This is a genomic window from Kitasatospora sp. MY 5-36 (assembly GCF_001182915.1).
Classification (GTDB): domain Bacteria; phylum Actinomycetota; class Actinomycetes; order Streptomycetales; family Streptomycetaceae; genus Kitasatospora.
Window position 1 is genome coordinate 15,363 of the sequence record NZ_LFVW01000201.1, and the last position, 20,609, is coordinate 35,971.

21 protein-coding genes and 2 pseudogenes are annotated in these 20,609 nt (G+C 72.7%); 11 read left to right on the top strand and 12 right to left on the bottom strand.

Annotation, left to right across the window (positions count from 1 at the left end):
- The first annotated feature begins 72 nt into the window (after positions 1–72).
- Positions 73–444 (top strand): GntR family transcriptional regulator, encoded by a 372-nt coding sequence (locus tag AE652_RS14870; protein WP_049651838.1) that lies wholly within the window; start codon positions 73–75, stop codon positions 442–444.
- Positions 445–473: 29 nt separating this feature from the next.
- Here the strand turns inward: AE652_RS14870 and AE652_RS14875 are convergent, their stop codons facing one another.
- The 4 genes from AE652_RS14875 to coxB all read right to left on the bottom strand — a co-directional run bounded on the left by AE652_RS14875 (position 474) and on the right by coxB (position 4,967).
- On the bottom strand, positions 474–1,730 hold the full coding sequence (locus tag AE652_RS14875) for an Ig-like domain-containing protein (protein ID WP_049651839.1): 1,257 nt from the start codon (positions 1,728–1,730) through the stop codon (positions 474–476).
- Between the two features lie 188 nt (positions 1,731–1,918).
- Positions 1,919–2,341, bottom strand: coding sequence for a cytochrome c oxidase subunit 4 (locus AE652_RS14880; protein ID WP_049651840.1), 423 nt, complete (start codon positions 2,339–2,341; stop codon positions 1,919–1,921).
- Positions 2,341–4,116, bottom strand: a complete 1,776-nt coding sequence (ctaD, locus tag AE652_RS14885; RefSeq protein ID WP_049651841.1) for a cytochrome c oxidase subunit I — start codon at positions 4,114–4,116, stop codon at positions 2,341–2,343. Before ctaD ends, AE652_RS14880 begins: the two co-directional genes overlap by 1 nt.
- On the bottom strand, positions 4,113–4,967 hold the full coding sequence (coxB, locus tag AE652_RS14890) for a cytochrome c oxidase subunit II (RefSeq protein ID WP_049651842.1): 855 nt from the start codon (positions 4,965–4,967) through the stop codon (positions 4,113–4,115). The genes ctaD and coxB overlap by 4 nt, the downstream gene beginning before the upstream one ends.
- A gap of 362 nt (positions 4,968–5,329) precedes the next feature.
- Here coxB and AE652_RS14895 point away from each other — a divergent pair, with 362 nt between their 5' ends.
- On the top strand, positions 5,330–6,862 hold the full coding sequence (locus tag AE652_RS14895) for a cysteine desulfurase/sulfurtransferase TusA family protein (protein WP_234348386.1): 1,533 nt from the start codon (positions 5,330–5,332) through the stop codon (positions 6,860–6,862).
- Here AE652_RS14895 and AE652_RS14900 read toward each other — a convergent pair.
- Positions 6,855–7,832, bottom strand: coding sequence for a carbohydrate kinase family protein (locus tag AE652_RS14900; protein WP_049651843.1), 978 nt, complete (start codon positions 7,830–7,832; stop codon positions 6,855–6,857). The genes AE652_RS14895 and AE652_RS14900 overlap by 8 nt on opposite strands.
- A 272-nt stretch (positions 7,833–8,104) precedes the next feature.
- Here AE652_RS14900 and AE652_RS14905 point away from each other — a divergent pair, with 272 nt between their 5' ends.
- Both AE652_RS14905 and AE652_RS14910 read left to right on the top strand, forming a co-directional pair.
- Positions 8,105–8,311, top strand: a complete 207-nt coding sequence (locus tag AE652_RS14905) for a hypothetical protein (protein ID WP_049651844.1) — start codon at positions 8,105–8,107, stop codon at positions 8,309–8,311.
- Between the two features lie 121 nt (positions 8,312–8,432).
- Positions 8,433–9,125: a hypothetical protein gene (locus tag AE652_RS14910; protein ID WP_049651845.1), complete on the top strand. Its 693-nt coding sequence runs from the start codon at positions 8,433–8,435 to the stop codon at positions 9,123–9,125.
- Between the two features lie 74 nt (positions 9,126–9,199).
- Here AE652_RS14910 and erpA read toward each other — a convergent pair whose 3' ends face one another.
- On the bottom strand, positions 9,200–9,553 hold the full coding sequence (gene erpA / locus AE652_RS14915) for an iron-sulfur cluster insertion protein ErpA (RefSeq protein ID WP_049651846.1): 354 nt from the start codon (positions 9,551–9,553) through the stop codon (positions 9,200–9,202).
- Positions 9,554–9,798: 245 nt separating this feature from the next.
- Here erpA and AE652_RS14920 point away from each other — a divergent pair, with 245 nt between their 5' ends.
- The gene (locus AE652_RS14920; RefSeq protein ID WP_049651859.1) at positions 9,799–10,662 is read left to right on the top strand and encodes a GNAT family N-acetyltransferase; all 864 of its coding nucleotides are present in this window, start codon (positions 9,799–9,801) and stop codon (positions 10,660–10,662) included.
- 61 nt (positions 10,663–10,723) lie between these two features.
- Here AE652_RS14920 and AE652_RS14925 read toward each other — a convergent pair whose 3' ends face one another.
- The 3 genes from AE652_RS14925 to AE652_RS14935 form a co-directional block, all read right to left on the bottom strand.
- Positions 10,724–12,091, bottom strand: coding sequence for a pyridoxal-dependent decarboxylase (locus AE652_RS14925; RefSeq protein WP_107086443.1), 1,368 nt, complete (start codon positions 12,089–12,091; stop codon positions 10,724–10,726).
- Positions 12,092–12,290: 199 nt separating this feature from the next.
- Positions 12,291–12,755, bottom strand: a complete 465-nt coding sequence (locus tag AE652_RS14930) for an Lrp/AsnC family transcriptional regulator (protein ID WP_049651848.1) — start codon at positions 12,753–12,755, stop codon at positions 12,291–12,293.
- A 139-nt stretch (positions 12,756–12,894) separates the two neighbouring features.
- A complete protein-coding gene (locus AE652_RS14935; RefSeq protein ID WP_049651849.1) occupies positions 12,895–13,818 on the bottom strand; it encodes an NADP-dependent oxidoreductase in 924 nt (307 codons plus the stop codon).
- Positions 13,819–14,009: 191 nt separating this feature from the next.
- Between AE652_RS14935 and nadA the strand changes: the two genes are divergently transcribed.
- A complete protein-coding gene (gene nadA, locus AE652_RS14940) occupies positions 14,010–15,194 on the top strand; it encodes a quinolinate synthase NadA (protein WP_234348387.1) in 1,185 nt (394 codons plus the stop codon).
- Positions 15,195–15,274: 80 nt separating this feature from the next.
- On the opposite strand, the gene AE652_RS14945 is transcribed toward nadA, so the two are convergent.
- Both AE652_RS14945 and AE652_RS14950 read right to left on the bottom strand, forming a co-directional pair.
- Positions 15,275–15,568, bottom strand: coding sequence for a hypothetical protein (locus AE652_RS14945; RefSeq protein WP_049651850.1), 294 nt, complete (start codon positions 15,566–15,568; stop codon positions 15,275–15,277).
- A gap of 37 nt (positions 15,569–15,605) precedes the next feature.
- Complete coding sequence (locus AE652_RS14950; protein ID WP_049651861.1) at positions 15,606–16,394, bottom strand: PspA/IM30 family protein; 789 nt, start codon at positions 16,392–16,394, stop codon at positions 15,606–15,608.
- A 316-nt stretch (positions 16,395–16,710) separates the two neighbouring features.
- Here AE652_RS14950 and AE652_RS44010 point away from each other — a divergent pair, with 316 nt between their 5' ends.
- Both AE652_RS44010 and AE652_RS14960 read left to right on the top strand, forming a co-directional pair.
- Positions 16,711–17,310 carry a DUF3043 domain-containing protein gene (locus AE652_RS44010; RefSeq protein WP_234348388.1) on the top strand — a complete coding sequence of 200 codons (600 nt, stop codon included), beginning with the start codon at positions 16,711–16,713 and terminating at the stop codon, positions 17,308–17,310.
- 179 nt (positions 17,311–17,489) lie between these two features.
- On the top strand, positions 17,490–18,230 hold the full coding sequence (locus tag AE652_RS14960; RefSeq protein WP_181970803.1) for a class I SAM-dependent methyltransferase: 741 nt from the start codon (positions 17,490–17,492) through the stop codon (positions 18,228–18,230).
- Between the two features lie 30 nt (positions 18,231–18,260).
- On the opposite strand, the gene AE652_RS14965 is transcribed toward AE652_RS14960, so the two are convergent.
- Positions 18,261–18,461: a hypothetical protein gene (locus AE652_RS14965; protein ID WP_049651853.1), complete on the bottom strand. Its 201-nt coding sequence runs from the start codon at positions 18,459–18,461 to the stop codon at positions 18,261–18,263.
- A gap of 123 nt (positions 18,462–18,584) precedes the next feature.
- Between AE652_RS14965 and cobU the strand changes: the two are divergent.
- The 3 genes and pseudogenes from cobU to AE652_RS14980 all read left to right on the top strand — a co-directional run.
- Positions 18,585–19,145 (top strand): annotated as a pseudogene (gene cobU, locus AE652_RS14970) (bifunctional adenosylcobinamide kinase/adenosylcobinamide-phosphate guanylyltransferase); the annotation flags it as partial.
- Between the two features lie 28 nt (positions 19,146–19,173).
- Positions 19,174–20,298 carry a nicotinate-nucleotide--dimethylbenzimidazole phosphoribosyltransferase gene (locus AE652_RS14975; protein ID WP_049651854.1) on the top strand — a complete coding sequence of 375 codons (1,125 nt, stop codon included), beginning with the start codon at positions 19,174–19,176 and terminating at the stop codon, positions 20,296–20,298.
- A gap of 118 nt (positions 20,299–20,416) precedes the next feature.
- Positions 20,417–20,609: pseudogene (locus AE652_RS14980) on the top strand (adenosylcobinamide-GDP ribazoletransferase); the annotation flags it as partial.

The following is a 20,609-nucleotide window of genomic DNA, read 5'->3' on the forward strand; positions in this document are numbered from 1 at the left end:
CCGCTGACCAGAGTTCTGGTCGGCGGCCCTCGGGCTTTCCCGTACCCGCCGCCCGCGTCCTCAGGAGCCCCCGTGCAGCTGTCCGTCGACCCCGCCTCGGCCACTCCCCCGTACGAGCAGATCCGCGCCCAGATCGCCGACCGGGCCCGCTCCGGCGAGCTGCCGACCGGGCTGCGGCTGCCCACCGTCCGCGCCCTGGCCGAGGAGCTGGGACTGGCGGCCGGCACCGTCGCCCGGGCCTACCGCGAGCTGGAGACGGACGGCGTGGTGGAGACCCACGGCCGGCGCGGCACGCTGATCGCCGCCACCGGGGACGCCGCGCACCGGCTGGCCGCCGAGGCCGCCGCCGAGTACGCCGCCCGGGCGAGCCGCCTGGGCGTCTCCCGCGCGGAGGCCCTGGCCGCCGTGGACACCGCCCTGCGGCTGGCCTACCCGCAGGGCTGAGCGCCCCCCGGAGGGGGCCTCAGGGGGTCTCAGAGCTCGGGGCGGACCATCCCGGCGGCGGGGGCCTGGGAGGCCGGTGCGGTGGTGCTGACGGGCTGTCCGGAGGCGCTGTGCTTGACCCAGTCCGTCCAGGCGATGTTCCAGTCCCCGAAGCCGTTGCCGAAGGGCTCCATCCGGCCGCCGCGGCTGTTCACCACCGTCACCAGGTCCCCCACCCGGGTGTGCTGGAAGAACCACTCGGCGTTGCCGGTGCTCATGCCGGTACAGCCGTGGCTGACGTTCTCGACGCCCTGCGAGCCGACCGACCAGGGCGCCGCGTGGACGTACTCGCCGCTCCAGGTCACCCGGGTGGCCCACAGCACGTCGAGGTCGTAGGACTCCGTGCTGCCCGGCGCTATCCCGATCGTCTCGCCGTTCATCCGGACCGACCGCTCCTGGCCGAGCACCACCTTGATGCCGTTGCGGGTGTCGAAGCCGGGCTTGCCGGTGGTGACCGGGATGGTCCGCAGCGCCTCTCCGTCACGCTTCAGGGTGAGCTCGTGGGCGGCCGCGTCGATCACCGACTCCACCCGCTCGCCGATCCGCAGCTTCAGCGAGCTGCGGTCACCGCCGTACAGGCCGTCGGCGATCCGGCTGCCGGTGCCGTCGAAGGCCAGTGAGACGGTCGTCCCGGCCGGCCAGTAGTCCTCCGGACGGAAGTGCAGGTTCTTGTCGTCCACCCAGTACCAGGCGCCGGTGACGGCGGGCTGGGAGCCGACGGTCAGGGCGCGCTCGACCTCCTGGCGGGCCTGGGGGTCCTTCACCGCCTCGGAGAGCTCCACGGTGAGCGGCTGGCCCACCCCGTAGACGCCGCTGCCGGAGGAGTCCGGGCCGAGTTTGGCGGTGAGCAGGCGTTCGGCGGCGAGGGTGCTGAAGCTCGCGGTGGTGTCGCCGCGGCCGCCCTTGCCGTCGTCGGCGGAGATCCGCACTGTGTACGCGGTGGCGGCCTTCAGCCGGCCGGTGGTCTGCCAGCTGCGCTGGTCCTCGGCGAGCTTCCCGGCGACCACCCGGCCGTCCGGGCCGACCACGGTGACGTCGGTGAGCCGGCTGTCCTGGACGGCCGTCACGGTGACCGGCTGGGAGGGGTCGGCCTTGGCGTCCGCCGAGAGGTGGACCAGCGGGGCCGCGTCGACCCGGTGCGGTCCGACCGGCTCCTCGTCCCGGGCCGTGCAGCCGGCCAGCGGGGCCAGCACGGCGAGGGCCAGCGAGATGCCGCCGAGAGCTGCGATTCCGCGCCTGTCGGCCATGGCCGCCTCCGAAGGTTTCGCACGATTGATCAGATCGTAGGAACGCCCCCGGTGAAGCGACATCCGAGGGACATCCGGTTCACCCAGCTGAGTGAGGCCGTCATCCCGGGGACGCAGCGGCGTCCGGGAACGCGGCACCCGGCCAGGGGGGCATGCCCTCCTGGCCGGGTGGTGCACGAGCGCGAACCCTACTGGTTCTGGTTCTCGCCGCGGTAGAACTCGAAGACCCATCCGAAGATGCCGATCATGATGATCGGGGCGGCCCAGAACATCAGCCACCAGCCGAAGATCACGCCCAGGAAGGCGAGCGCGCCACCGAGCGCCAGCGAGAGCGGCTGCCAGCTGTGCGGGGCGAAGAAGCCCAGCTCGCCGGAGTCGTCCGCGACCTCGGCCTCGGGGTTGTCACCCGCGCCGCTGTCCACCCGGCGGGCGGTGAAGGCGAGGTAGTACCCGATGAAGGCGCACAGCGCGAAGGCCAGGAACAGCGCCGTGGTACCGGCGGCCTCCAGGCCCGGGCCGTTGGTGTCGGAGTTGGTCCACAGGCCGTAGGTGATGGCCATGGCCAGCACGAAGACCGACAGGCCCAGGAAGATCTTTCCCTGTTCCTTCATCAGGCGTCGCCCTCCTTGTTGCCCTTGCCCAGCTTCGGGGCGTCGTACTTCGCCGGGGTCACGCCGGCGAGGTGCTTGGCCGGCTCACCGTGGTTCTCCAGGTAGTCCAGCGCGGCGATCTCCGGGTGGTGGAGGTCGAAGGCCGGGGATTCGGAGCGGATCCGCGGGAGGGTGAGGAAGTTGTGCCGCGGCGGCGGGCAGGAGGTCGCCCACTCCAGCGAGCGGCCGAAGCCCCACGGGTCGTCCACGGTGACCTTCTCGCCGTACTTGGCGGTCTTCCAGACGTTGTAGAGGAACGGCAGGATCGACAGGCCGAGCACGAAAGAGCCGATGGTCGAGACGGTGTTCAGGGTGGTGAAGCCGTCCGAGGCCAGGTAGTCGGCGTAGCGGCGGGGCATGCCCTCCGCGCCGAGCCAGTGCTGCACCAGGAAGGTGGTGTGGAAGCCGAAGAACAGCGTCCAGAAGGTGATCTTGCCGAGGCGCTCGTCCAGCATCTTGCCGGTCATCTTCGGCCACCAGAAGTGGAAGCCGGCGAACATCGCGAACACGACGGTGCCGAAGACCACGTAGTGGAAGTGGGCGACGACGAAGTACGAGTCCGAGACGTGGAAGTCGATCGGCGGGGAGGCCAGCAGGACACCGGTCAGACCACCGAAGAGGAAGGTGACCAGGAAGCCGACCGTCCAGAGCATCGGGGTCTCGAAGCTCAGCGAGCCCTTCCACATGGTGCCGACCCAGTTGAAGAACTTCACACCGGTCGGGACCGCGATCAGGAAGGTCATGAACGAGAAGAACGGCAGCAGTACCTGTCCGGTGACGTCCATGTGGTGCGCCCACACCGTCACGGACAGACCGGCGATCGCGATGGTGGCCGCGATCAGGCCGGAGTAGCCGAACATCGGCTTGCGGCTGAAGACCGGGATGATCTCCGACACGATGCCGAAGAACGGCAGCGCGATGATGTACACCTCGGGGTGGCCGAAGAACCAGAACAGGTGCTGCCAGAGCATCGCCCCGCCGTTGGCCGGGTCGAAGACGTGGGCACCGAACTTGCGGTCCGCCTCCAGGGCGAACAGCGCGGCGGCCAGCACCGGGAAGGCCAGCAGGACCAGCACCGAGGTCAGCAGGACGTTCCAGACGAAGATCGACATCCGGAACATCGTCATGCCCGGAGCGCGCATGCAGATGATCGTGGTGATGAAGTTGACCGCACCGAGGATCGTGCCGAAGCCGGAGAAGGCCAGACCCATGATCCACATGTCGCCGCCGACGCCGGGCGAGTGCACCGCGTCGGACAGCGGGGAGTAGGCGAACCAACCGAAGTCGGCGGCGCCGTTCGGGGTCACGAAGCCGGCCACCGCGATGGTCGAGCCGAAGAGGTACAGCCAGTACGCGAACATGTTCAGACGCGGGAACGCCACGTCCGGTGCGCCGATCTGGAGCGGCATGATCCAGTTCGCGAAGCCGGCGAAGAGCGGCGTCGCGAACATCAGCAGCATGATCGTGCCGTGCATCGTGAACGCCTGGTTGAACTGCTCGTTCGACAGGATCTGGGTCCCGGGACGAGCCAGCTCGGCACGCATGACCAGGGCTAGGATGCCACCGATCAGGAAGAAGGCGAACGACGTGCCCAGGTACAGGGTGCCGATCGTCTTGTGGTCGGTGGTGGTCAGCCACTTGATGATGGTGGAACCCGGCTTCCGGGTCCGCTGCGCCCCGACCGTGACGGCATCGGCGCCCCCGCCGGCCGCGGCGGGCTCGTTGAGGATGGTCACTTCTCTTCACTTCCCATGCCGATAAGGCCGGAGGGCACCCAGCCGTTCTGGCCCTTGGCGCGAAGCTCGGCCAGGTGCTTGTCGTAGTCGGCGCGGTCGACGACCTTGACGTTGAACAGCATGCGCGAGTGGTCGACGCCGCAGAGCTCGGCGCACTTGCCCATGTACTCGCCCTTGACGGTCGGCGTGACCTCGAACTTGTTCACCACGCCCGGCACGACGTCCATCTTCATCATGAAGTTGACGGGCCAGAAGTCGTGGATGACGTCACGCGAGGTGAGGCGGAACTGCACCGACTCGTTGACCGGCAGCCACAGCGTCGGAACCTCCTTGGGGGTTCCGACGTCGTACGCGGCGTCCTTGTTGGCCGGGTCGGGGGTCTCGGTGTTCTCGTAGTTGAACGCCCAGCTCCACTGGAAGCCCACCACGTTGACGTAGTGCTGCGGCTTCTCGGAGGTGGCCGTCAGCTTCGACTCGTCGCGGGCGACGAAGTAGAAGAGGACCGAGACGATGATGATGGGGACCGCGGTGTAGAGCGCCTCGATGGGCACGTTGTACCGGGTCTGCGGGGGGACCTCCACACCGGTGCGCTTGCGCCGGTGGAAGATCACGCTCCAGATGATCAGACCCCACATCAGTACGCCGACCACCAGCGCCGCGATCCAGGAGCCCTGCCACATCTGGAGGACCATGGGCCCTTCCTTGGTGACGGGGCTCGGGAGGCCAAGCCTGGGGAGGTCGTTGGCCGAGCAGCCGGTGGCGGTCGCGATGACGAGGCCCAGTGCCAGCGCCTGAGGCAGCTTCCGCCGCATCGTGCGCCGCGGCGAGCGGTCGGAGCCGTTGGGACTCACGTAGCGCCTTCCCGAAGTCTCGCCCGCCTTCGCGTCGCCCCGGGGAGGAGTGTGAGCCTCCCCGGCGACCCGTCCACGGGCACGGTTTGAATGCTTATGCGGGCCAAACCCTACTCCAGCCTTATGCGCTCCTGACGGGCAGCCCCCGGTAACGCGCCGCCCGCTAGCCCGATCAGGCCCGGTGGGGGCTGCGCCGCAGGTCATCGTAGGCATTCGAGGTCCGTACGCCCGATCGGGGGATGACCTCGGGCGACGCCCGTGACGGCCCGTCGGGCGCGGACGAAGCGGACATTCGGGATGATCGACTGACGGGGGGTGAGCCGCGCGACCGACCGGGGACGCGGCCGGGTGTGTCGTTAAATGTGACCGTGTACTTCGACGCGGCCTCGACGGCCCCTCTGCACCCCGTCGCCCGGCAGGCGCTGACCGCCGCCCTGGACGAGGGCTGGGCCGATCCGGCCCGGCTGTACCGCTCCGGCCGGCAGGCCCGGATGCTGCTGGACGCCGCCCGCGAGACGGTGGCCGCGGTGCTGGGCACCCGGGCGGACGAGATCTCCTTCACCGCGAGCGGCACCCAGGCCGTCCAGCTCGGCCTGCTGGGCGCGCTGGCCGGGAACCGGCGGCGCGGCGGCCACTTCGTGCACTCCGCGGTGGAGCACTCCAGCGTGCTGCACGTCGCCGAACGCCACGAAAGCGCCGGGGGCGAGGTGTCGGTGGCGCCGGTCGACCGGGGCGGCCGGGCCGACCCGGCGGCCTTCGCCGCGCTGCTGCGACCGGACACCGCGCTGGCCGCGCTGCAGAGCGCCAACCACGAGGTCGGGACGGGGCAGCCGGTCGGCGAGGTCGCCGCGCTGTGCGCCGGGGCCGGCGTCCCGCTGCTGGTGGACGCGGCGCAGAGCGCCGGTCGGGTGGACGTCCCGGCGGGCTGGTCGCTGCTGACCGCGAGCGCCCACAAGTGGGGCGGCCCGCCCGGGGTCGGGGTGCTGGCGGTGCGCAAGGGCGTCCGGTACGCCTCGCCACTGCCGGCCGACGAGCGCGAGGGCGGCCGGGTGCCCGGCTACGTCAACGTCCCGGCGATCGTGGCCGCGGCCGCCTCGCTGCGCGCCGTACGGGCCGAGGCCGAGCGGGAGAACGCCCGGCTGCACGCGCTGGTGGAGCGGATCCGCACCCGGGTGCCGCGGCTGGTGCCCGAGGTCGAGGTGGTCGGCGACCCGGTGCGGCGGCTGCCGCACATCGTCACCTTCTCCTGTCTGTACGTCGACGGGGAGGTGCTGCTGACCGAGCTGGACCGGGCGGGCTTCGCGGTCTCCTCCGGCTCCTCCTGCACCTCGTCCACGCTGACGCCCAGCCATGTGCTGGCGGCGATGGGGGTGCTCACCGAGGGGAACGTCCGGGTCTCGCTGCCGTACGGCACGGCCGAGGCCGACGTGGAGCGCTTCCTCGCGGTGCTGCCGGACCTGGTGGCCGGCGTCCGGGCGCCGCTCGGGCTGGACCTGCCGGCGCCCGGGCCGGCGCCGGCCGCGATCGGGGCTGCGCCCCGAGCCGAAGGGCGCGCCGGTGCCGAAAGCGAGGAGCGACAAGCGACCGACGGAGGAGGGAGTGCCGGAGCGAGGAGCGTCGGCGCCGGGTCAGAGCGCCCGGAGGCGAGCGGGCGGGTCACGGTGATCGACGCGCTGGGGAAGCGCTGCCCGCTGCCGGTGATCGAGCTGGCGAAGCGGATCGGCGAGGTGCCGCCGGGTGGCACGGTCGTCGTGCTGGCGGACGACGAGGCGGCCCGGCTGGACATCCCGGCCTGGTGCGGGATGCGCGGACAGGAGTACGCGGGCGAGGCCCCGGCCGCCGAGTACGGCGGCGACCGGGGCTCGGCCTACCTCGTCGTCCGGCGGACTACTTGACCAGGCGGGCGCTGATCTCGGTGGCCGCCTCGGCGCCGTAGGCCTCCTCGAAGCGCTTCAGGAAGGCGGCCGGGCGCAGCTCGTACTCCTGGGTGCCGACGGTCTCGATCACCAGGGTGGCGAGCATGCAGCCGATCTGGGCGGAGCGCTCCAGGTCGAGGTCCCAGGACAGGCCGGCCAGGAAGCCCGCGCGGAAGGCGTCGCCGACGCCGGTCGGGTCGACCTTGGCCTCCTCCTTGGCGCAGCCGACCACGATCGGCGCCTCGCCCTTGCGCTCGATCCGGACGCCCTTGCTGCCCAGGGTGGTGATCCGGGTGCCGACGCGGGTGAGCAGCTCCTCGGCGCCCCAGCCGGTCTTGGTCTCGATCAGCGCGGCCTCGTACTCGTTGGTGAAGAGGTACGCGGCGCCGTCCACGATCTCGCGGATGTCCTCGCCCTCCAGGCGGGCCAGCTGCTGGGAGGGGTCGGCGGCGAAGGCGTAGCCGCGGGTGCGGCACTCCTGGGTGTGGCGGACCATGCCCTGCGGGTCGTCGGCGCCGACCAGGACGAGGTCCAGGCCGCCGACGCGGTCGGCGATCGGCTTCAGCTCGATGTTGCGGGCCTCGGCCATGGCACCGGTGTAGAACGAGGCGATCTGGTTGTGGTCCTCGTCCGTGGTGCACATGAAGCGCGCGGTGTGCCGGGTCTCGGAGATGTGGACGGAGTCGCAGTCCACGTTGTTGCGCTCCAGCCAGCTGCGGTACTCGGCGAAGTCCGCACCGGCGGCGCCGACCAGGACCGGGCGCAGGCCGAGCACACCCATGCCGAAGGCGATGTTCGGCGCGACGCCGCCGCGGCGGATGTCCAGGGTGTCGACCAGGAAGGACAGCGACACGGTGTGCAGCTGCTCGGCGACGAGCTGGTCGGCGAACCGGCCGGGGAACGTCATCAGGTGGTCGGTGGCGATCGAGCCGGCGACGGCGATACGCACGGGGGGTCTCCTCAGGGTGGCTGCGGGGCCAGCGGGCAGGCGGGGACGAACCCGCCTACGGTACCCGGCCCCGGGGAGCGCCCGGCAAGAGTGCCGCAAGTTGCCGCCCCACGGCCATGGTGGCACCCGTCGCCCTCCTCCGTGTACTACCTCCCGGTAGCACTGGTGGGCGGCCGGGCCCCTGCCTAGGGTCGGCCGTGGGGGGCCCGTCGTGCGGGCCCCGTCGTCGACCGCGGCAGCGTGGCCGCGGCCCTGGATCGGAGCGATACCGGATGATGACCGACCACTGTGCCCTGCCCGTCCTGCGGACCGAGGACGGCGAGACGCTCGACGCCCTGCTGGACTCCTCCCGGCGGCTGCGCCGGTTCTGGCCGCAGCTCGCGGCCGGCCCGGAGCCCGTCGCCCCCGCCTCGACCGGCTTCCGGGTGTCCTCCGGGGCCCAGCGGGTGGTCGCCGGGATGGCCGAGTACGGCTTCTGAGCCCGCCGGACCGGATCAGCCGCGCGCGGAACCGGTGTGGAACCGGATCCGACCGGAGCACGTCACATCCGCGCGGAGCGGCGAGGAGGCGGCACCGCTGAACCCTCGGGAGGATGTGCAGATGGATCTGGAGACGATGCCCCGGCGCGGTCGGCGAGCGGTGGCCCTGACGGGTCTGGTGCTGGCGGCGGTGGTGATGGTGGCCGGCTGCGGCAGCGGCGGCGGCAAGCCCGCCTCGGACGCGGCGACGAGCGGCTCGGCCGCCGCGTCCGCCTCGGCCAGTGCCTCGCCGCAGGCCCCGGCGGACTCCGCGAGCCCGTCCTCGGCGGCTCCGACCGGGAGTTCCTCCGGGGCCGCGCAGCCGGCCCAGCCGCCGACCGGCTTCACACCCAGCCCGGCCTCGCCCCCGCCCGGGCAGCCGGCCCCGGCCACTCCCCCGGGCAACGGGATCGCGGTGGGCGAGCCGAACCCGAACGGTTCGGACGCGCCCGTCCGTCCGCCGGTCGCCTACCGGGTGGACGGCACCACCAAGCTGACCGTCTACTTCTTCGGCGGGGTCTGCACCACGTACGCGCTGAAGGCGGACGAGTCGCAGCCGGGCCGGGTGGACGTGCTGGTCGTGCCGGGCCCGCCCACCGTCCAGCCGGGGCAGGTGTGCAACGCGCTGGCCAAGCGGCAGTCGGTCGCGGCCGACCTGCGCTCGCCGCTGGCCGGGCGGACGGTGGTCGACAGGACGAGCGGTCAGGAGCTGCCGCTGGAGGGCGACCCGCACATGGGGCCGGACCCGGTCACCCCGGACGTCGCGGGGCGGTAGGCGCCGCGGCGCCCGCGGGCGGAAACGGAAAGGCGGCCCCGGGGATCACCCCGGGGCCGCCTTCCGCAGCGGGCTTAGCTGAACGAGTCGCCGCAGGCGCAGGAGCCGGTGGCGTTCGGGTTGTCGATGGTGAAGCCCTGCTTCTCGATGGTGTCGACGAAGTCGACGGTGGCGCCGCCCAGGTACGGGGCGCTCATCCGGTCGGTGACGACCTTGACGCCGTCGAAGTCCTTGATCACGTCACCGTCGAGCGAGCGCTCGTCGAAGAACAGCTGGTAACGCAGGCCGGAGCAGCCACCGGGCTGGACGGCGACGCGCAGCGCGAGGTCCTCGCGGCCTTCCTGCTCCAGCAGGGCCTTGACCTTGGCCGCGGCGGCATCGGTGAGGAGGATGCCACTCTCGACGGTGGTCTCGTCCTGGACGGTCATCTGCTTTCTCCCGGTCTTGACGACGGTCTGCCGCCAGTGCCAACCAACGGCCGTCCGGTTTCATTTCCCGGGCGGCGATCGATTTCTGCGGCCTGTTCGCGGCTGGTTGTCCGTAGGCCGGGTGTGCCACCCGCGTCCCCTACGCTCCCCATGCTCGCACACCCCCGGAGGGCCGGTCACCGCCCGAGGCACGGATCCGGGTGAACGGGCCCCACGGCCGCCCGTCGGACGCCAGGATGGTCGGCATGATCCTTCGCCAGGTCAGGGACACCGCAGCGGACGCGGAGGTCGTCCGGGAACTGTCCTTCGCCGCGTTCGCCGCACCGTCCGACGACCCCGCGCGGCCACCGCGGCCGACGCCGCTGCAGCTGGCCCGGACCAGGCACCTGGCGCGCACCGATCCCGGGGGCTGCTGGCTGGCGGAGAGCGGCGGGCAGGCGGTCGGGGTGGTGCTGTCGATGCGCCGCGAGGGCCTGTGGACGCCCTCGCTGTTCGCCGTCCGGCCGTCCGCGCAGGGCCGGGGGGTGGGGCGGCTGCTGTTCGAACGGGCGATGGCGCACGCCCGGGGCTGCCTGCGCGGGATGGTCTGCGCCTCCGGCTCCCCGGCGGCGGCCCGCCGCTACCGGCTGGCCGGGTTCACCCTGCACCCGGCGATGCGGCTGACCGGGGCGGTGGACCGGCAGGGGCTGATCGATCCGGGCGACATACCGGTGCACCGCGGCAACGCCACCCACCTGCACCTGCTGGACTCGGTGGACCGCCGGCTGCGCGGGTCCGCGCACGGGCCGGACCACGAGCTGATGCTCGGGCACTTCGAGGAGCTGCTGGTCGCGGACGCGCTGGCCGGCAGCGGCTACTGCTACCGGGACGGCGGCACGGTGCGGCTGCTGGCGGCCACCAGCAAGCGGATCGGGGCCCGGCTGCTGCGCGAGGCGCTGGCCCGGGTGCCGGACGGGGCCGAGGCGCGGGTGGAGTACCTGACCGCCGAGCAGGAGTGGGCGCTGGACGTCGGGCTGGAGGTCGGGCTGACGCCGGAGACCGGCGGCTTCGTCGGGGTGCGCGGGATGCGGCCGCCGGCGCCGTACCTGCCGAACGGGGCGTTCCTGTAGGCGGGCACGCGTACGGCCCCCTCCGGAGCGCTCCGGAGGGGGCCGTACGGACGTCAGGGGCTCAGACCATGGTGTCCAGGATCTCCTTGACCATCTCCATGGTGGTGCCCGGGTGCAGGAAGGCGAAGCGGGCGACCGTCTCGCCGTCCCAGCCGGTGGGGGTGACGAAGCCGATCTGGTCCGCGAGCAGCTGCTGCGACCAGCGGTAGTAGTCGTCGTTGGTCCAGCCCCTGCGCTTGAAGCAGACCGCCGAGAGCTGCGGGTCGAACAGCAGCTCCAGGTGCTCGCTCTCGCGGATCAGCTGGGCCGTCTCCCGGGCCAGGGTGAGGCCGGCCTCGATGGCGTCGGTGTAGGCCTGGACGCCGTGGACGGCCAGCGAGAACCAGAGCGGCAGGCCGCGGGCGCGCCGGGTCAGGTGGTAGGCGTAGTCGGTGGGGTTCCACTCGTCGCCCTCGGTGTGCAGGACGTCCAGGTAGGAGGCGTCCTGGGTGTGCACGGCGCGGGCGAGCTGGGGGTTGCGGTAGATCAGCGCGGCGCAGTCGAAGGGGGCGAACAGCCACTTGTGCGGGTCGACCACGAAGGAGTCGGCGTGCTCGATGCCGTTGTAGCGCTCGCGCACGGAGGGGGCGAACAGGCCGGCGCCGCCGTAGGCGCCGTCCACGTGGAACCAGAGGTCGCGCTCGCGGGCGACCTCGGCCAGGCCGGCCAGGTCGTCGACGATGCCCTCGTTGGTGGTGCCGGCGGTGCCGACGACGGCGATCACCGTCTCCGGGTCGGGGTCGGCGGCCAGGGCGGCGCGCAGCGCCTCGCCGGTGAACCGCCGGTTGACGGTCGGGACCTTGAAGGCCTCGACGCCGATGATGTTGAAGGTGTTCTTGACCGAGGAGTGCACCTGGTCGGCGACGGCTATCCGCAGCCGGGCCTCCGGGCCGACACCCAGCTTGCGGCGGGCGGTGTCGCGGGCGACGACGAGGGCGGACAGGTTGCCCGCCGAGCCGCCGGACACGAAGCAGCCGCCGGCCGACTGGGGCAGGCCCGCGCGGTCGGCGATCAGGCGCAGCACCTGGTTCTCGGCGGCGATCGCGCCGGCCGCCTCCAGCCAGGAGATGCCCTGGAGGGAGGCGCAGGAGACGACCATGTCGAACAGCAGCGCGGCCTTGGTCGGGGCGCACGGGATGAAGGACAGGTAGCGGGGGCTGTCGGCGGAGATGACCGCCCGGGACAGCTCGTGGTCGTAGAGCTTGAGCACGTCGACCGGGTTGTTGCCGTCCTGGTTCAGCAGGCCGGCCAGCTGGGTGCGCAGGTGCTCGCCGTCACCGGGGTGGTCGAGCGGGACGGGGTCGTACTGCAGCCGCTCCCGCATGTAGTCGAAAACCAGGTCGACCAGCTCGTTGTCGGGCCGGTGCATGCGGTCGGGTGCTGCGGACACGGCGGTCCCTCTCGGCGTGGGGGTGTCGGGGGGCGTCCGGTCGGCGGGACGCTTCACCGCGACGACCGGACGTGATCAGCGTAGGCAGCACCGGGCCCTCCCCGCGCGTCGGAACGCGGCTGGTCAGGCAGGTTTCGGGCGTCTTCGGGCGGGTCCGCGCAGGATTCCTGCGTACGGTCCGGGGGCGGCCGGCGGGCGGTCAGCCGATGAGCTGGGAGAGGACCACCGAGGAGCGGCTGCGCTGCACTCCGGGCTCGCGCCGGATGCGCTCGATGACGGCCTCCAGGTGGCGCATGTCGGCGGCCCGCAGGTGCACCAGGGCGTCCGGGTCGCCGGTGACCGTCCAGGCGGCGACCACCTCGGGGAACTGCCGCAGGCTGGCGAGGATCTCCTCGGGGGCGGTGCGCTCGCGGCAGTAGACCTCGACGAAGGCCTCGGTCTGCCAGCCCAGCACGGACGGGTCGAGCACCACGGTGAAGCCCCGCACCACGCCGCGCGCCCGCAGCCGGTCGATCCGCCGGCGCACGGCGGTGGCGGAGAGGTTCACCTGCAGCCCGATCTCGGCGTACGAGGCGCGGCCGTCGCTGCCGAGCCGGGCGAGCAGGAGCCGGTCGGTCTCGTCCAGGTCGGCCCCGACCACCTCGTGCGCTCGGCTGCTGGTCATGGGTGAGGGGCTCCACGGGTCGTACGGGGGGTTCGGCGGGGCGCTCCGGCGGTGGGCTGCCACTGCCGAAACGGTTCGCCACCATTCTGGCGGATGACCTGGACGAGTTCACCGCCGTCGGATGACGGGCGGGCGGCCGTCACGGGACGAGCAGCACGATCTTCCCCCGGGTACGGCCCTCGGCGCTGAGCGCCTGGGCGGAGGCGGCCTGGGCCAACGGGAAGGTGGAGGCGACGGTGACGGTCAGCCGGCCGTCGTCGGCGAGCGCGGCCAGCTCGGCGAGGTCGTCGGCGTCCGGGCGGACCCAGACGTACCGGCCGCCGAGCGCCTTGACCCCGTAGTCGGTGATCGAGGCGATCCGGCCCGGGTCCGCCACCAGGCCGGCCGAGAGCTGGACGGCGCCGTGGCCGACCAGGTCGAGGGCGGCGTCCACCCCGTCGGGGGCGAGCACGCGGACCCGGTCGGCCAGGCCCTCGCCGTACACCACCGGCTCGGCGCCGAGGCCGCGCAGGAAGTCGTGGTTGCGCTCGGCCGCGGTGCCGATCACCCGGGCGCCGCGGGCCCGGGCCACCTGCACCGCCAGGTGGCCGACCCCGCCCGCGGCGGCGTGCACCAGGACGGTCTCCCCCTCGGCGAGGCGCAGCGCCCGCAGGCCCTGCAGGGCGGTGAGCCCGGCCAGCGGCAGGCCGCCGGCCTGCGCCCAGTCCAGCGCGGCCGGCTTGCGGGCCAGGGTGCGGACCGGGGCGGAGACCAGTTCGGCGTAGGTGCCGTGCTCGACGGCGTCCTTGCGGACGTAGCCGTACACCTCGTCGCCCGGGGCGAACTCGGTGATCCCGCCGCCGACCGCGCGGACCACGCCGGCCACGTCCCAGCCCATGACCAGCGGGAAGTGCGCGTCGAGGATGCCGTCCAGGGCGCCGTCCCGGACCTTCCAGTCCACCGGGTTCACCCCGGCCGCCCGGACCTCGACCAGTACGGAGTCGGGCCCGACCTTGGGGTCGGGCAGGTCGGTGTACTCGACCACCTCGGGGCCGCCGTAGCGGTTGATCGCGATTGCTTTCATGGGCTCAGCCATACCCGTCGGCTTCGAAGTATCGATTCGGCCACGCCCGGAAGCATCCGATTCGACGAGCGGTTCTCGTCACATCGACAGGATGGCCATCGTCACTCTGACGCTAAGCGGTTAGAATAGATAGCGTCAGTTAGACGAAAAGGCCCCACCGCTAGCTCGGCCGCACAGAAGGGCACCCGCCCGTGACCACCACCATCACCGAGACCCACGGCGTCGACCCCACTCCGACGCCGCTCGCTCTGCTGCTGCTCGGCCGCGAGGCCGACCCGAACAGCGAGCGCGGCGTCGAATGCCCCGGTGACCTCCCCCCGGCCTCCGACCCCCACCTCGTCGAGCGCGCCCGCGCGGCCAAGGCCGCGCTCGGCGACCGCGTCTTCATCCTCGGCCACCACTACCAGCGCGACGAGGTGATCGAGTTCGCCGACGTCACCGGCGACTCCTTCAAGCTCGCCCGCGACGCGGCCGCCCGCCCCGAGGCCGAGTACATCGTCTTCTGCGGCGTGCACTTCATGGCCGAGTCCGCGGACATCCTCACCAGCGACCGCCAGCAGGTCGTCCTGCCGGACCTCGCGGCCGGCTGCTCGATGGCCGACATGGCCACCGCCGAGCAGGTCGCCGAGTGCTGGGACGTGCTGACCGACGCCGGCATAGCCGACGTCACCGTCCCGGTCTCGTACATGAACTCCTCCGCCGACATCAAGGCCTTCACCGGCCGGCACGGCGGCCTCATCTGCACCTCCTCCAACGCCAAGCGCGCCCTGGAGTGGGCCTTCGAGCAGGGGCAGAAGGTGCTCTTCCTGCCCGACCAGCACCTCGGCCGCAACACCGCCGTACGGGACATGGGCTTCTCGCTGGACGACTGCGTCGTCTACAACCCGCACCGGCCGAACGGCGGCCTGACCGCCGAGCAGCTGCGGGACGCCAAGATGATCCTCTGGCGCGGCCACTGCTCGGTGCACGGCCGGTTCAGCCTGGACTCGGTGAACGACGTCCGCGAGCGGATCCCCGGCGTGAACGTCCTGGTGCACCCCGAGTGCAAGCACGAGGTCGTCGCGGCCGCCGACATGGTGGGCTCGACCGAGTACATCATCAAGGCGCTGGACGCCGCCGAGCCCGGCTCCAAGTGGGCCATCGGCACCGAGCTGAACCTGGTCCGCCGCCTGGCCAAGGCGCACCCGGACAAGGAGATCGTCTTCCTGGACCGGGCGGTCTGCTTCTGCTCGACCATGAACCGGATCGACCTGCCGCACCTGGTCTGGGCGCTGGAGTCGCTGGTCGAGGGCCGGGTGCCGAACGTGATCACCGTCGACCCGGAGACCGAGACGTACGCCAAGGCGGCGCTGGACCGGATGCTGGCCCTGCCGTAGCCGTCCGCGGACAACAGCCGAAGGGCGGGCCCCTCCATGGTGGAGGGGGCCCGCCCTTTCGTCTGGCAGCGGCCGCGGCCCTACTCCGGGAAGCCCGGGATCACGCCCTCGCCGTCGGCCATCAGCAGCTCGCGGACCTCGTCGATCGTCGCGTCGGCGCTCGGCAGGATCAGCTCGGACGGCTCCAGCGAATCCAGCGGCACCGGGGTGCCGTACTGCTTCACCGCCTCGATGAGCTTGCCGTAGGCCTCACGGAAGAGCGCCTCGTCCCCCGACTCCACTGCGGTGACGAGCTCGGCGTCGAGCTCGTTGAGCAGGTTCAGGTGGTCGTCGCCCACCTCGTACTGCCCCTCACCCATGACCCTCATGATCATGCCGTGCGTCTCCCTGGTTCGTGGGGTCGAGCTCAGATCACTTGTTGTAGTTGATGCGCGGGGTGTCCTGCTGCGGCTGCGGCTGGACGTCCTGCTTGCCCTGCTCGATCGCGGCGGGGCCGGCCGAGGAGGGACCGGAGAGCTCGGCCTTCATCCGGGCCAGCTCCAGCTCGACGTCGGAACCGCCGGCCACCCGCTCCAGCTCGGCCTCGATGTCGTCCTTGCGGCCGAGACCGCTCGCGTCGTCGAGCGCACCGGAGGCCAGCAGCTCGTCGATCGCGCCCGCCCGGGCCTGCATCTGGGCGGTCTTGTCCTCGGCACGCTGGATCGCCAGGCCGACGTCGCCCATCTCCTCCGAGATCCCGGAGAAGGACTCGGCGATGCGGGTCTGCGCCTGGGCGGCCGTGTACGTCGCCTTGATGGTCTCCTTCTTGGTGCGGAAGGCGTCCACCTTGGCCTGAAGTCGCTGGGAGGCGAGGGTGAGCTTCTCCTCCTCGGCCTGGAGCTGCTGGTACTGCGTCTCCAGGTCGTTGATCTGCGACTGCATGTTGGCCTTGCGGGTCAGCGCCTCGCGGGCGAGGTCCTCCCGGCCGAGCGACAGCGCCTTGCGGCCCTGGTCCTCGTACTTCGCCGACTGCTGCTGGAGCTGCGTCAGCTGGAGTTCGAGCCGCTTGCGCGAGGTCGCGACATCCGCGACACCACGCCGTACCTTCTGGAGCAGCTCAAGCTGCTTCTGGTAGGAGTAGTCAAGCGTCTCACGCGGATCCTCCGCCCGATCCAAGGCCTTGTTCGCCTTGGAGCGGAAGATCAGCCCCATACGCTTCATGATTCCGTCGCTCATGGGCCTCGGGTGCCCCCTTCTCCGGCCTGCGGTCTCTATCTCGTTACCAGACACGACGAGTGTATGTGCAGCGAGCCCTTCGCCGCAGTGCACCTGCCTGCAACAAGACTGCTACAGCGACCAGTGGCGTTTCCTCCTCCCCCGGGTGGATCCGCCCCTCATCCCCCCCATCGTCCATCCGACTGATCCCCTACGGGAAGGGCCCGGGAAACCCGCTTCGGACGGCGACCTGGCGGTATCGATATGTGTTCGGTTCCGAGGGCGCCCGTGGAAGCCGCGTCGCACCCCGTACGCTGGTGGTGTGTTCCGACGCCGTTCAGATGATGCCGCCGCCTCCGCCACCGTGCTGGAGAAGCAGGACGAGACGACCCAGGCCCGCGATCCGCAGGCCAAGAAGGGCCGCCCCACCCCCAAGCGCAGTGAGGCCGAGGCCAACCGGCGTACCCGGGTGACCGTGCCCAAGGACCGCAAGGAGGCCGCCCGCCAGGGGCGCGAGCGGATGCGCGCCGAGCGCGAGAAGCAGCGCCAGGCGCTGATGAACGGCGACGAGCGCCACCTGCCGGCCCGTGACAAGGGCCCGGTGCGCAAGTTCGCCCGCGACTACGTGGACTCCCGCTGGTCGCTGGCCGAGTTCTTCCTGCCGGCCGCCGTGGTCATCCTGGTGCTCAGCATCGTCAAGGTGCCGGCGCTCCAGCTGCTCTCCACGCTGCTGTTCCTGCTGTTCTTCGTGCTGGTGATCCTGGACTTCGTCCGCCTCGGCTTCGGCCTGCGCAAGCAGCTGGCCGAGCGCTTCGCCGACCAGAGCACCCGCGGCGCCGTCGCGTACGGCATCATGCGCACCCTCCAGATGCGCCGGCTGCGCCTGCCCAAGCCGCAGGTGCGGCGCGGGGAGAAGCCCTGACCGCCGAACCGGTCGGCTCCGGCTGGGCCCCGCCCTCCTGGGAGGGGCCCGGCCTCTACGCACTCCCCGGGCAGGGCGGCGCGCTGCCGGGGCAGGGCGACGGCGGCCACGACCGCCTCGCCCAGGAGCGTCGGCTGCCCTCGCGCAGCGGCTCCTTCGCGGGCGGCACCGGCGCCTGGCTGGACCGGCTCGGCGGGCTGCGCAACTTCGTCCGCCAGGAGCTCGTCGCCCGCCAGCTCGCCGAACAGCTGGCCGGCCGCAGCGGGCAGCGCGTCCTCGACATCGGCTGCGGCCAGGGCACCCAGGCCCTGCGGCTGGCCCGGGCCGGCCACTACGTCACCGGGATCGACTCGGACCCGGTCGCGCTCGGTGTCGCCCAGGGGGCGCTCGCCGAGGAGCCGCCGGAGGTCCGCGGCCGGATGCAGCTGCTCAGCGGCGACGGCCACCAGTGCGGGCGCTGGTTCGGCCCGCGCAGCTTCGACGTGGTGCTCTGCCACGGCGTCCTGATGTACCTGCCCGACCCGGACCCGATGATCGCCTCGCTGGCCCGGCTGCTGGCGCCCGGGGGGTTGCTCTCGCTGCTGGTCCGCAACCGCGACGCGCTCGCCCTGCGGCCGGCCGCCGCCGGGGACTGGCGGGCCGCCCTGCACGCCTTCGAGAGCGACCGGTACTACAACCGGCTCGGACTGGCCGCACGGGCCGACCGGCTCGCCGACCTCACCGTCACCCTCTCCGAGGTGTCCGTCCCGCTGCGGCACTGGTACGGCGTGCGGGTCTTCACCGACAGCGCCCCGGACGACGCGGCCCCGCCGGTGGACGGGCGGCAGCTGGCCCAGCTCCTGGAAGCCGAGGACCGGGCCGGCCGCACCGACCCGTACCGGCAGGTCGCCGCGCTCCTGCACGTGATCGGGGCGAAGTAGCCGCGCCGCGGCCGCTCCACCCCGTCCGCGCTACTCCTCGCCCAGGCTCATCGAGTAGACGACCCGGTCGTCCTCCAGCAGCACCGCGGTGTCCACACCGTCCTCCGCGAGCTGCTTCCAGGTCTCCCCGATCCAGGTCTCGGCGTCCCCCTGGCCGGCGAACTCCTCCTGGCCGGCGCCCGGCGTCACCGCGCTGCCGTCCGCCTTCTCGTACCGCCACGTCCAGACCATGCCGGCTCCTCCCACTGACCACGCTGCCTGTGTTGCTGCGCACCATAGCCTGCCCGGCCCGATCTTCCGTATGCCTGCTCCGGCAGGATGGACGGCATGGCGACCCGATCCGAGCCCACCCGTCCCCCGCTGCCCCGCACCCTGCTGCTCGGCGGCGCCCGCTCCGGCAAGTCCACCCGCGCCGAGCAGCTGCTCGCCGACCGTCCGGACGTCCTGTACGTGGCCACCGGCGGCACCCGCGACGGCGACGCCGAGTGGGCCCAGCGGGTCGCGCTGCACCGGGAGCGCCGGCCGGCGAGCTGGCGCACCGCCGAGACCTGCGACCTGGAGGCCGTACTGGCCGACCCGGCCGACCCGGCACCGGTGCTGGTCGACTGCCTCGCCCTGTGGCTGACCGCCGTGATGGACGAGTGCGGCGCCTGGGACGACGAGGTCTGGGCGGCCGGCGGCGAGGCCGCCGTGCAGCGCCGCTGCGAGGCGCTGGCGCGGGCCTGGGCGGCCACCGGACGGACCGCCGTCGCGGTGAGCAACGAGGTCGGCATGGGCGTCGTCCCGGCCACCGCCGCGGGCCGCCGCTTCCGCGACACCCTGGGCCGGCTCAACATGGCCGTGGCCGACGCCTCCGAGCGGGTCCTGCTGGTGGTGGCCGGTCAGGTGCTGACCGTCAAGCCAGCCGTTGGCTGAACACCCGCGCCGTGTAGCCTTCCGGACGATGGACACGACCGTGGATCTCGATACGTTCTCCTCGCTCGTCGAGCGCCCCGACGAGAGCGCCCGGCGGGCCGCCGAGGAGCGCTGGCAGGCGGCCGACCGGCCGCGCGGCGGGCTCGGCCGGCTCGAGGAGCTGGGCAGCTGGCTGGCCTCCGTACAGGGGCGCTCGCCGGTGCTGCCCGTCTCCGCCCCCAAGGTGCTGCTGTTCGCCGCCGACCACGGCGTGGCGGCGCTCGGGGTCTCCCGGATGCCCGCCCGGGGCGGCACCGCGGCCCGGGTGCGGGCCGTGCTCGACGGCAGCGCGCCGGTGTCCCGGCTGGCCGCGCGCTACGGCGCCCAGGTGCGGGTCGTCGACGTCGCCGTGGACGCCGACCCGACCGACTTCCCGGACGAGGTGGTCGCCCACCGGATCCGGCGCGGCTCCGGGCGGATCGACGTCGAGGACGCGCTCACCGCCCAGGAGACCGTCCGGGCGTTCCGGGCCGGCATGGCCGTCGCCGACGAGGAGGCCGACGCCGGCACCGACCTGGTGCTGCTCGGCGACCTCGGGGTCGGCGCCACCACGGTGGCCGGCGTGCTGGTCGGCGCGCTCTGCGGGACCGACGCGGCGGCGGTGACCGGGCGCGGCTCCGGGATCGACGACCGGGTGTGGATGGTCAAGTGCGCCACCATCCGGGACTCGCTGCGGCGGGCCCGGCCGGTGCTCGGCGACCAGCTGGCCCTGCTCGGCGCCACCGGCGGCGCCGACTTCGCCGCGATCACCGGCTTCCTGCTCCAGGCGGCCGTCCGACGGCTGCCGGTGGTGCTGGACGGCGTGGTCTCGGCGGCCTGCGCCCTGGTCGCGCAGCGGATCGCCTTCCGGGCGCCGGAGTGGTGGCGCGCCGGGCAGTCCAGCGGCGAGCCGGCCCAGGCGAAGGCGTACGACCGGCTGACCCTGACGCCGCTGCAGGACCAGGGCATCACCATGGGCGAGGGCGTCGGCGCGCTGCTGGCGCTGCCGCTGCTCCAGGCCGCGGGGGACGTGCTCGCGGACGAGGCGCCGAAGCCCTTCGTGCCGGCGGCGCCGGGCGCGCCGAAGGAGCAGCCGAGGCTGCCCTCGGCGGCGGACCTGCTGCGGAAGCTGTAGCGGCGGCCCCGGCCGTCCGGAGAACGCCCCTTCGCCGGGGCGTTCTTGCTTTCCCGCCCTCTCCTACTGTCCTGCTGTCTGACTGTCCTGCTGTCTGACCTTCGAGAGGAACGCGCACATGACGGACCGCGGCGACCGGGCCGGCTGGGCCGAGGGCCTGCGGTTCGGGTTCGGGACGCTGTCCGTGCTGCGGGTGCGGGTGGAGCGCTGGGACCGGGCCGCGGCGGCCCGGGCGATGGTGGCGGCCCCGGTGGTCGGGCTGGTGCTGGGCGCCTTGGCGGCCGCGGCCGGCGCCCTGGTGGCCTGGCGGG

What these genes read in the sequence shown, in the direction of transcription:
- AE652_RS14875 (WP_049651839.1), bottom strand. Translation starts at nt 1,730, where the DNA reads ATGGCCGACAGGCGCGGAATCGCAGCTCTCGGCGGCATCTCGCTGGCC.
- AE652_RS14950 (WP_049651861.1), bottom strand. Translation starts at nt 16,394, where the DNA reads ATGAAGCGTATGGGGCTGATCTTCCGCTCCAAGGCGAACAAGGCCTTG.
- AE652_RS14945 (WP_049651850.1), bottom strand. Translation starts at nt 15,568, where the DNA reads ATGATCATGAGGGTCATGGGTGAGGGGCAGTACGAGGTGGGCGACGAC.
- AE652_RS14880 (WP_049651840.1), bottom strand. Translation starts at nt 2,341, where the DNA reads ATGAAGGAACAGGGAAAGATCTTCCTGGGCCTGTCGGTCTTCGTGCTG.
- erpA (WP_049651846.1), bottom strand. Translation starts at nt 9,553, where the DNA reads ATGACCGTCCAGGACGAGACCACCGTCGAGAGTGGCATCCTCCTCACC.
- AE652_RS14975 (WP_049651854.1), top strand. Translation starts at nt 19,174, where the DNA reads ATGGACACGACCGTGGATCTCGATACGTTCTCCTCGCTCGTCGAGCGC.
- AE652_RS14905 (WP_049651844.1), top strand. Translation starts at nt 8,105, where the DNA reads ATGATGACCGACCACTGTGCCCTGCCCGTCCTGCGGACCGAGGACGGC.
- AE652_RS14965 (WP_049651853.1), bottom strand. Translation starts at nt 18,461, where the DNA reads ATGGTCTGGACGTGGCGGTACGAGAAGGCGGACGGCAGCGCGGTGACG.
- AE652_RS14910 (WP_049651845.1), top strand. Translation starts at nt 8,433, where the DNA reads ATGGATCTGGAGACGATGCCCCGGCGCGGTCGGCGAGCGGTGGCCCTG.
- AE652_RS14935 (WP_049651849.1), bottom strand. Translation starts at nt 13,818, where the DNA reads ATGAAAGCAATCGCGATCAACCGCTACGGCGGCCCCGAGGTGGTCGAG.
- AE652_RS14930 (WP_049651848.1), bottom strand. Translation starts at nt 12,755, where the DNA reads ATGACCAGCAGCCGAGCGCACGAGGTGGTCGGGGCCGACCTGGACGAG.
- AE652_RS14920 (WP_049651859.1), top strand. Translation starts at nt 9,799, where the DNA reads ATGATCCTTCGCCAGGTCAGGGACACCGCAGCGGACGCGGAGGTCGTC.